Annotated in this window: 7 protein-coding genes and 1 tRNA gene; 4 read left to right on the top strand and 4 right to left on the bottom strand. The window is 74.6% G+C overall.

Features of this window, described 5'->3' with window-relative positions:
• Positions 1-28 precede the first annotated feature (28 nt).
• Positions 29-1,144, bottom strand: coding sequence for a TDT family transporter (locus EEJ42_RS37840; protein WP_123106708.1), 1,116 nt, complete (start codon positions 1,142-1,144; stop codon positions 29-31).
• A 70-nt stretch (positions 1,145-1,214) separates the two neighbouring features.
• Between EEJ42_RS37840 and EEJ42_RS37835 the strand changes: the two genes are divergently transcribed.
• Entirely contained in the window at positions 1,215-2,189 is a 975-nt protein-coding gene (locus tag EEJ42_RS37835) for a LysR family transcriptional regulator (RefSeq protein WP_123106707.1), read from the top strand.
• A 47-nt stretch (positions 2,190-2,236) separates the two neighbouring features.
• On the opposite strand, the gene EEJ42_RS37830 is transcribed toward EEJ42_RS37835, so the two are convergent.
• The gene (locus EEJ42_RS37830) at positions 2,237-5,461 is read right to left on the bottom strand and encodes an amidohydrolase family protein (protein ID WP_123106706.1); all 3,225 of its coding nucleotides are present in this window, start codon (positions 5,459-5,461) and stop codon (positions 2,237-2,239) included.
• 272 nt (positions 5,462-5,733) lie between these two features.
• On the opposite strand from EEJ42_RS37830, the gene EEJ42_RS37825 reads away from it, so the two are divergent.
• Positions 5,734-6,675 carry an alpha/beta fold hydrolase gene (locus tag EEJ42_RS37825; RefSeq protein WP_123106705.1) on the top strand — a complete coding sequence of 314 codons (942 nt, stop codon included), beginning with the start codon at positions 5,734-5,736 and terminating at the stop codon, positions 6,673-6,675.
• 13 nt (positions 6,676-6,688) lie between these two features.
• Here EEJ42_RS37825 and EEJ42_RS37820 read toward each other — a convergent pair whose 3' ends face one another.
• Together EEJ42_RS37820 and EEJ42_RS37815 are read right to left on the bottom strand one after the other, a co-directional pair.
• Positions 6,689-7,624, bottom strand: coding sequence for a transketolase family protein (locus EEJ42_RS37820; protein WP_123106704.1), 936 nt, complete (start codon positions 7,622-7,624; stop codon positions 6,689-6,691).
• A gap of 85 nt (positions 7,625-7,709) precedes the next feature.
• Complete coding sequence (locus EEJ42_RS37815; RefSeq protein ID WP_123106703.1) at positions 7,710-8,402, bottom strand: thiamine pyrophosphate-dependent enzyme; 693 nt, start codon at positions 8,400-8,402, stop codon at positions 7,710-7,712.
• Between the two features lie 55 nt (positions 8,403-8,457).
• On the opposite strand from EEJ42_RS37815, the gene soxR reads away from it, so the two are divergent.
• Together soxR and EEJ42_RS37805 are read left to right on the top strand one after the other, a co-directional pair.
• Entirely contained in the window at positions 8,458-8,931 is a 474-nt protein-coding gene (soxR, locus tag EEJ42_RS37810; protein WP_123106702.1) for a redox-sensitive transcriptional activator SoxR, read from the top strand.
• Positions 8,932-9,041: 110 nt separating this feature from the next.
• Positions 9,042-9,118: transfer RNA gene (locus tag EEJ42_RS37805), tRNA-Pro, on the top strand.
• Positions 9,119-9,156: the final 38 nt, after the last annotated feature.

Raw genomic sequence — 9,156 nt, 5'->3', positions numbered from 1 at the left:
CGGGCTCAGGGCGCGGTGAGGTCCGGGCTCAGGGCGCGAGCAGGGTGCCGCGCGCCAGGCCGAGCGCCGTGCGCGCCGCGACCAGTCCCCACGCCGCCACCAGGGCGGCGTACAGCCCCGCCGCGAGCCAGCCGAGCGCGTGCAGACCGGTGTGCCGGGCCAGCGCGGCCGCCCCCGTCACACAGGTGCCCACCGGAAAGGTGAACCCCCACCAGGTCATCGCGAACGGCATCCCGCGCCGCGCCGTCCGCACCACCAACGCCGCAGCCGACGCCAGCCACAGCAGCGCGAACCCCATCACCGGCACCCCGTACGCCACCGAGGCGAAGCGAGCGGCGGCCTCCGGCACCCCCGGCGTGTACGCCGCGGCGTCGGCCAGCCCGCCCGCGGCCGTCGTGGACTGCCCGAGCGGGCCCAGCACGAGGAACATCGCGGGCGTCAGCACCGCCGGGAGCGGACCGTGGCGGACCAGCCGGTCGAAGATCAGCGGCAGCATCAGAAACGTCCCCAGCAGGCTCGCCCCGGCCAGCGCCACGCACCCCAGCAGCAGCGCCTCCCGCCCCTGCCCGGGCGGCAGATGCGGCACCAGCGCCGGGCCGGTCGCCGCCGACACCATCGGCGCCACCACCGGCAGCAGCCACACCGGGGACGCCTCCCCGGGGCCGATCCGGTGCCGCAGAACCATCAGGGCCGGTATCCCGGCCGCCGTCAGCAGGGCGGTGAGCGTTCCGGCCGTCCACAGGGCCGCGTCCACGGCCACCGCCGCCCGTACGCCGATCACCTCCGCCCCCACCGACAGCGTCGCCGCGCCGACCGCCGACAGCGCCATGGGGAGGCAGCCGTGGAAGGGCGCGACCGCCGGGTCGAGCAGATCGGCGCGGGCCCGGTCGCGATGGCGCGCCCAGTGCGCCGCGCGGGCGGCCAGCACGGCGCAGAGCATCAGCGCCGACAGCCCCCACACCACCCGGCACACGCCGCCCAGCCCCGGGACACGCACCGGTAGCCCGGCGCCCGCGGTGGCCACGATGGCGGTGCCCATCACCGTGGCGTACCAGTTCGGGCCGAGGCCGCGTACGGACGGCCGGGGCGGGTGATTCCGGACGGCGGTGGCGGGGAGGGGCGGGGCGGGCGCGGCAGTGACCATGAACGCACCTTCGCCCGCTGCCGCGCCTCCCACCAGGCCCGTCTTCTCTATGAGGGCATAAGCTGACGTTATGAGCGACCAGCGCCGGAAGCGCCCCACCCCCGGCGACGACGGCCCGGCGCACCCCACCCCCCTCGCCTACCGCGTCCCCGACCTCGGCGCGCTGGAACTGCTGCTCGCCGTCGCCCGGCTCGGCAGCCTCGGCCGCGCCGCCCGGGAGCTGGGCATCACCCAGCCCGCCGCGAGCAGCCGGATCCGCGCGATGGAACGGCGGCTGGGCGTCGCGCTCGTGGACCGCTCGCCGCGCGGCTCCCGGCTCACCGCGCCCGGGGCGCTCGTCACGGACTGGGCGCGGCGCGTGGTGGAGGCGGCCGAGGCGTTCGACGCGGGCGTCCACGCGCTGCGCGACCGCCGCGACTCCCGGCTGCGGGTCGCCGCCAGCATGACGATCGCCGAGTATCTGCTGCCCGGCTGGCTCATCGCCCTGCGCACCCTGCGCCCCGACACCGCCGTCTCGCTGCTCGCCGGGAACACGGCGGCCGTCGCCGGGCGGCTGCTGGACGGCGAGGCGGACATCGGCTTCGTCGAGGGCCTGGACACCCCGAGCGGTCTGGACGGTGCGGTCATCGGCCACGACCGCCTGACGGTGGTCACCGCCCCCGGCCATCCCTGGGCCCGCCGCCGCACCCCGCCGGACGCCGCCGAACTGGCCGCCACCCCGCTGATCCTCCGCGAGCGCGGCTCCGGCACCCGGCAGGTGCTGGACGCCGCCCTCGCCGCCCACGGCGGCCTGGCCGCGCCCCTGCTGGAGCTGGCCTCCACGACCGCCGTCAAGGCGGCCGCGGTGAGTGGGGCGGGCCCCGCGGTGCTCAGCCGCCTGGCCGTCGGGGAGGAGCTGGCGGCCCGCCGCCTGGTGGAGATCGCGGTCCCGGACATCCCGCTCCGGCGCGACCTGCGCGCCGTCTGGCCGTCCGGCCCCCACCCCACCGGACCGGCCCGCGACCTGCTCGGCCTGACGCGACCGGGCCCGGCTCCCACCGTCTGAGCCGGGCCCGGCGCTGCTTCTCGTGTGTCCGTGGATGGTTCAGGCCGTCAGACGTGCAGGTCGCAGCACCCGTCGCGGCGCAACTGCCGCCCGACCTCCAGCCAGTGCTCCGCCGACCGCCCCTGCGCCGCGCGGGCACCGGCGGGCGCCGGGAACGCCTCGACCAGCTTCCGCTGCTCGAACGGCACCCCGCCCCGCAGCACCGACACCGTCCGTACCATCGAGTCGAAGTCGGTGAACGGGTCGCCGTCCACGACCGTCAGGTCCGCCAGCTTGCCGACCTCCAGGGTGCCCAGATCCCGGTCGGCGCCGAATGCCCGCGCCGGGAGGACGGTCACCGTGCGCAGCGCCTCCGCGGGCGACATCCCGAACCGGTGCAACGCCCGCAGCCCCACGTGCAGATGGAGTCCCACCGGCGCCAGCGGCTGGTCCGTCCCCAGGGCGACCACACCGCCACCGGCCAGGATCCGCCGGTATATGTCGATCTCGGTGCGCAGGGTGGCCAGCTGGGCGTCGGTCGGCGGCGCTCCGGCGAGCTGCCGCACCAGGGCGGTGTCCCACGGCGGCATCAGCCGGGTGACGCGCTCGTCCTCGGCCAGCGAGGGGTCCGCGCCGACCAGCGGCTGGGCGGCGAACGGCGTGGCGATCAGCCGGAAGTCCGAGGCCGTGTAGATCTCCGTCACATCCTGCTCGGCGCGGCCCGTCCCCGTCGTCACATGCCCGAACTCCAGGCGCTGCGTGGCCTGGAGATGGGTCGTCAGGTCCTGGCCGAGCTGTATGCCGGGCGTGCACAGATGGCTGCCGGAGCGCACCCCGAGCTTGTCGTGCGCGAAGCGGGCGGCCTCCTCCATGATCCAGCCGGGGGCGCGGACGTACGTCTTGACGAAGTCCCAGTCGAGGGCCGCGGCGCGGTCCAGCGAGCGCCGCAGCCCCTCCCGGGTGCGGTGCGCCCGGCCCATGCTGTACGCCACCCGCGGCCCGTCCAGCAGCTCCCCGGTGGCCAGCAGCCGCGGCCCGGCCAGCGCGCCCGCCGCGACGGCCTCCCGCAGCCGCGCCTGCTCGTAGGCGAAGCCGCCGAACGAGACGGCGGTGGTGATGCCGTACGCGAGCTGGAGGGCGGTCTGGCGGCCGCCGTAGGTGTACTGCCAGGGGTGGGTGTGGGCGTCCCACAGCCCGGGGAGCACGGTGTGGGACGAGGCGTCGACACGGCGCTTCGCGGGCCGCCCGCCGCGGTGCGCCTCGACGGCGGCGATCCGCCCGCCGCGCACCACGATGTCGACGTCCTCGCGGACGGTGCCGCCCCCGCCCGTACCGTCCCAGAACCTCCCGGCGTGCACCACGGTGTCCGCCGGCCGCGGGCGCCGGTGGTCGAGCGGGACGCGCATTGTACGGACGTCACCGCTCGCGACGTCCAGCAGCCGCAGCCTGCCCGCCGACAGATACAGGATGCTGCCCGAGTCCGCGGACCAGGACGGATGGTCGGCCGCCTCGTCGGTCAGCCGGCGCGGGTCGCCGTCCGGGGTGCCGTCCGGCCGGACCGGCAGCAGCCACAGGGCGGACTCGGCGACGACCGCCATGTGGCGGCCGTCCGGGGACCAGACGGGGCCGGAGTCATAGCGGTCGGTCAGGGAGGTGTGCGGCGCGACGGCGTGCAGTTTCGCGGTGCCGCTTGCCGTGTCGACGACCCGGATGAGGTTGTAGCCCTCGCGGAATCTCTGGTTCAGCCGGTTGCGGTCGCACAGTGCGACATAGCGGCCGTCCGGCGACCAGGTCGGCCGTCCGGGCAGCCCGCCCGCGCCCATCGGCGCGGCCAGCACCTTGTCGGTACCGGCGTCGAGGTCCCGTACGACGAGGTTTCCCGACATGTCGATACTGGCGAGCCGCTTGCCGTCGGGGGAGAGCGCGGGGTGCACCCGGCCGCCGGAGGCGAGCACCTTCTCCTCGCCCGAGGCCAGGTCCCGGCGGCGCACCGCGAGCAGCCCGTCGCGGTCGTCGGCGTACACCAGGGCGCCCCCGTCGCGCGTCCATGTGGGGGCGAGCAGATACCGGGTGGCGTCCGCCCGGACGACCCGGCGTGGGGCGCGGCCGCCCGAGACGTCCGCGATCCAGAGGGAGTTGAGCGCGGCGAAGGCCACCTTGCGGCCGTCGGGCGACAGCGCGGGCAGATGCAGTCCGCGCACCGGGCGCGCCCCGCCGCCCTCGAAGTCGTACCGCTTGACGGGGTACCGGGGCCGGTCGACGGGCAGGGTGGCGGCGAACGGGATCTCCTCGCCCTTGGCCGGTGCGTCGGGGCGCACCAGCCGGAACCGTCCGTTCACCGTCAGCAGCAGCTCCTCGCGCGAGACCCACCGCGGCGGCACCGGCTGCACATCGCCCCCGACCGCGACCGCCGTACCGTCCACGACCAGCGTGCAGGACGCGTCGGGGGCGACGGTGGTGCGCAGATAGGCGAGCGTGCCGCCCGCCGACACGGACGGCGTCATCACCTGGGCGCCCGTGGTCGGGTCGGTGCGCTCGACGGTCACCGGCCCGCTGCCGTCCGCCCGTACGGAGGCCACCGTACGGGCGTCCAGCGCGGTCGCGCCGGGCACGCCGCGCACGAACAGCACGCGCTCGCCGTCCGGGGACCAGGTGGGGTCGAAGTCCTCCCAGGCGCCGCCCTGGAGCGGCCCGTCCTGGCCGGGGAGCCCGGTCAGCCGGGTCAGCTCGCCACTGGCCACGTCCAGCACCCACACCCGGTACGGGCTCCCCGCCACCGGATCGCCGCCGCGCTCCGAGGCGAAGGCGATCCGGGTGCCGTCGGGCGACCAGGCGGGGCCGCGGTCGTCCCACGGGCCGTCCGTGCGCTGCCGCAGACCGGAACCGTCGGGGCGCAGCGTCCAGATGTGGAAGCCGCCGCCCCGGTACGCGCACACGGCCAGCAGCTTCCCGTCGGGGGAGTGGACCGGACGGGTGGGCTCCAGATCGGGCGGGGTGAGCGCGACGGCGTCGCCACCCTTGCGGGGGACGGACCACAGCACGTTCTGGACCTCGGCGATCAGCCGGTCGCCGGAGGGGGAGAGGGACGCGGCGCCGTTGGTGGCCGCCGTGAAGGAGAGCGAGACCCGCCGCGCCTCCGCCCGGGCCGCGGCCTGGGCCATCGCCTCGGCGGGCAGCGCGGCGGTTCCGGCGGCGACGGCGGTGCCCGCGGCGGCCGCTTGGAGAAAGCGCCGTCGGGAGAAGGGGGACGGGGTCCCGTCGGACGCCTCGTCAGGTGCTTCGTATGTAGCCAACGATCCTCCTGGTACAGGGAATTGCACGGTTCAGGAGTTGCAGGTGGTACGGAAAGCGCTTGATCGTTACACACCGCCCGTGCTCCCGGTCAACACCCCGTCAGCACCTTGTCGGCGCCGCGTCAACACCGGCCCGTACCGGCGCGAGCCACCCGCCCGTACCGCCAACAACGCCCGTCCATGGCCTTGGCTTGGCGGCCCGGCGAAGGGAGAGTGGGATTCCGCCCTCGTCACGAGGGCGCAAATCCCGACGGCCCAGGAGACGGATACGCATGCCAGCTGGCGGCATCACCCACCGCACGGACCACCTGACCGCCCCGGACGGCGCGCGCGTCGCGACGTACACCTGGCAGCCGGAATCGAGCCCCGCGCGAGCGGTCGTCCAGATCGCCCACGGCGCCGCCGAACACGCCCGGCGCTACGACCGGTTCGCCCGCTTCCTGGCCGGTCACGGCTACGCGGTCGTCGCCTCCGACCACCGCGGCCACGGGGCGACCGCCGAGTCCACCGGCGGCCTCGGGGTCGTCGGCGAGGACGGCGACGGCTGGCGGGCCATCGTCGCGGACCTGCGCGCCATCGGCGACCGCGCCCGCGCCGACCACCCCGGAGCGCCGCTGGTCCTGCTCGGCCACAGCATGGGCTCCATGCTGGCCCGCGACTGCGCCCAGGAGTACGGCGGGGAACTGGCCGGGCTCATCCTCTCCGGCACCTTCCGCTCACTGCCGGGCGCGGAGATCGAGGACGCGATGGCGGAGATCGAGCAGGAGATCGCGGACCGCGGCCGTACCGCCCTGTCCACCTTCGTCCCCACGCTCTTCGCCTCGTTCAACGACCCGTACGAGTTCGGGACGGGCTTCGAATGGCTCTCCCGGGACCAGGCCGAGGTCGCCGCCTACGCCGCCGACGACCACTGCGGCTTCCCCTTCAGCGCCGGACTCTCGCTGGACTGGCTGCGCGCCGTCCGCAAGATCAACGACCCGCGCCACCAGGCCCGTATCCCGGCCGCGCTCCCGGTCCACCTGGCGGTGGGCACCGAGGACCCCTGCAACCAGCGGATGACCCTGGTCTACGAACTCCTGGAGGACTTCCGCTACGGCGGCACCCGGGAGCTGACCTGGAAGGGCTACCAGGGCGCCCGGCACGAGATCCTCAACGAGACCAACCGCGACGAGGTGCAGCAGGACCTCCTGGACTGGCTCGACAAACACCTCTGAGCCGGGCCGCCGGTCACCGCCTCCTGCTCAGAAATCCGGCGATGCGCTCACGCAACGACCCCGGATCGAGCCCCTGCCCCGCCAGGTGCTCCTCCATCGTCCCGTAGCGCCGCAGCTCGCGCCGGGCGATGCCGAGCCCGAGCACCCGGTGCGGAACGTCGGCGAGGGCGTCGTTCGCGGCCGCCGTCGACGTACCCGCGAGGTACGGCTCCACGAGCACGACGTCCGTACCGGCGGCGGCCGCACCGGCGGCATCCACGCCGGTGGCGGCCCGTAGCGCGCCCCCGTCGAAGGGGCGCACGGTGGTGGCGTACAGCACGGTCACGTCCAGCCCCTCGCCCTCCTCGACGGCCGCGAGTACGCCGTCGAGCATCGGCCCGACCGCGACCACCACTCCGTCACGCCCCTCCCGCACGGTCAGGAACCGCCCCGGGGCGATGGCCCGCGGCGCCGCGTTGGCGTGCGCCGACAGCCGTACGTACACCGAGTCGTCCCCGGCCGCGGCCGCGTCCCGCAGCAGCGCCTCGGCCTCGTCGGGGTGACCGGGGACGTGCACCGTCCAGCCGTCGAGGGTGTCCATCAGGGCGACGTCACCGGGCGCCATATGGGTGAACCCGCCCGCGGGCCAGTCGTACGACCCCGCCGCGCTCACCAGCACCCCGCCCACCCCCTGATGCCCGAAGTCCAGCTTCACCTGCTCGAAGGGCCGCTCGACCAGAAAGCTGGCGAAGGTGTGCAGGATCGGTCGCATCCCGGTCAGCGCCAGTCCACCGCCCACGCCGACGAGCAGCTGCTCCCGGATGCCGACGTTGATCACCCGGTCGGGGTGGGCGCGCAGGGCGTCGGCGAAGCCGTCCTTGCCGATCTCCGCCAGGACGACCGCCAGCCGGGGGTCGTCGTCGAGGAGACGGGAGACGGTGGAGGCGAAGCGTTCACGCATGGTGTCCACGAAAGAAACTCCTTAACGCATCAAGCGGAAAAAGCCGAAAGGCGAAGGAAGCCACGGCAAGGTCTGAAAAATACGGAGACAGACCTCACGCATCCTTGCCCTCGACCCGGGCGACGACGGCGCGCGGCCGCCCCGGATGCGGTGCGGTGAAGGCGTCGTACAGCGCGTCGTGGTCCCGCCCGTCGACCGTCGCCGTGGACCAGCCCGCGGCCTCGAACCGGGAGGCGATGCCGCCGGGGCGGCCGTAGGTGGCGGAGGCGTTGTCGACGACGAGCGTGTGCAGCCGCTCCAGCCCGGCGGCGCCCGCGTACGCGATCGCCTCGTGATTGCTCCCCTCGTCCAGCTCGGCGTCGCCGATCAGCACCCACACCGCGGGCCCGCCGTCCCCGTCGAGACCCTGCGCCCGCAGCCCCAGCGCCGTCCCCACTCCCAGCGGCAGCCCGTGCCCGAGCGAACCACTGCTGATCTCGGCGCCCGGCACCAGCACCCGGTCCGGATGGTGGCCGAGCGGCGAGTCGTACGAGCCGAACCCCGGCAGCAGCGAGTCGGCGAAGAACCCCTTGGCCGCGAGCACGGCGTAGTACGCCATCGGCCCGTGCCCCTTGGACAGCAGAAACCGGTCCCGCCCCGGATCGTCCACGCTCTCCGGCGAGACGCGCAGCACGCGGTCGTACAGCACCCAGAGTGCGTCGAGCGTGGAGGTGGCGGCGGGCCCGTGCTTCTCGTCGCCGGTCATCAGGCTCATCAGCCGAGGAAGGTCGGTGTAGGTCGAGGTCATGCCGAGAGCTTGCAACTTCAAGTCGACTTGAAGTCAAGCGCTAGCATCGCCGTCCATGACCTCGTCCACCGATCGCCTCACCATCGGCGAGCTGGCCGCCCGCAGCGGCCTCGCCACCTCGGCCCTGCGCTACTACGAGGAACTCGGCCTGATCCACTCCGAACGCACCGCCGGCCGCCAGCGCCGCTACCCCCGCGCCACCCTCCGCCGCGTCGCCTTCATCCGGGCCGCCCAGCACGTCGGCCTCACCCTCGACGAGGCCGCCACGGCCCTGGCCCGCCTCCCCGCCGACCGCGCCCCCACGGCCACCCAGTGGAACGCCGTCGCCCGCACCTGGACCCACCGCATCGACCAGCGCATCGCCGACCTGGAACGCCTGAAGCAAAAGCTCACCGGCTGCATCGGCTGCGGCTGCCTCTCCCTGCGCAAATGCGCCCTCTACAACCCCTCCGACACCGCCTCCACCCACGGCCCCGGCGCCCGCTACCTCCTCGGCGACACCCCGCCACCCCCCGAAAACACCCCGTAACCCCGGGTCGCCCCGACCCCTGGCCCAGGGGTGGAGGCGAGCACCCCCTGAAGTGCGGTATTGTTCTTCATGCGCGCCCGGCAAGGGGAAAGCCCAAGCCGGACAAGCACCGGGACGTGGCGCAGTTTGGTAGCGCACTTGACTGGGGGTCAAGGGGTCGCAGGTTCAAATCCTGTCGTCCCGACCAGCGTTTTCGCAGGTCGGAGGTCGTTTCCGCGGGTAGCG

The sequence above is a fragment of the Streptomyces botrytidirepellens genome, from assembly GCF_003721215.1.
Taxonomy (GTDB): Bacteria; Actinomycetota; Actinomycetes; order Streptomycetales; family Streptomycetaceae; genus Streptomyces; species Streptomyces himastatinicus.
Note: the sequence above shows the minus strand (reverse complement) of the source record. Positions and strands in the feature narration are given on the sequence as shown.

Bases quoted from the DNA above. Each gene is read 5' to 3' on its own strand.
- EEJ42_RS37840 (WP_123106708.1), bottom strand. From the start codon at position 1,144: ATGGTCACTGCCGCGCCCGCCCCGCCCCTCCCCGCCACCGCCGTCCGG.
- EEJ42_RS37835 (WP_123106707.1), top strand. From the start codon at position 1,215: ATGAGCGACCAGCGCCGGAAGCGCCCCACCCCCGGCGACGACGGCCCG.
- EEJ42_RS37825 (WP_123106705.1), top strand. From the start codon at position 5,734: ATGCCAGCTGGCGGCATCACCCACCGCACGGACCACCTGACCGCCCCG.
- EEJ42_RS37815 (WP_123106703.1), bottom strand. From the start codon at position 8,402: ATGACCTCGACCTACACCGACCTTCCTCGGCTGATGAGCCTGATGACC.
- soxR (WP_123106702.1), top strand. From the start codon at position 8,458: ATGACCTCGTCCACCGATCGCCTCACCATCGGCGAGCTGGCCGCCCGC.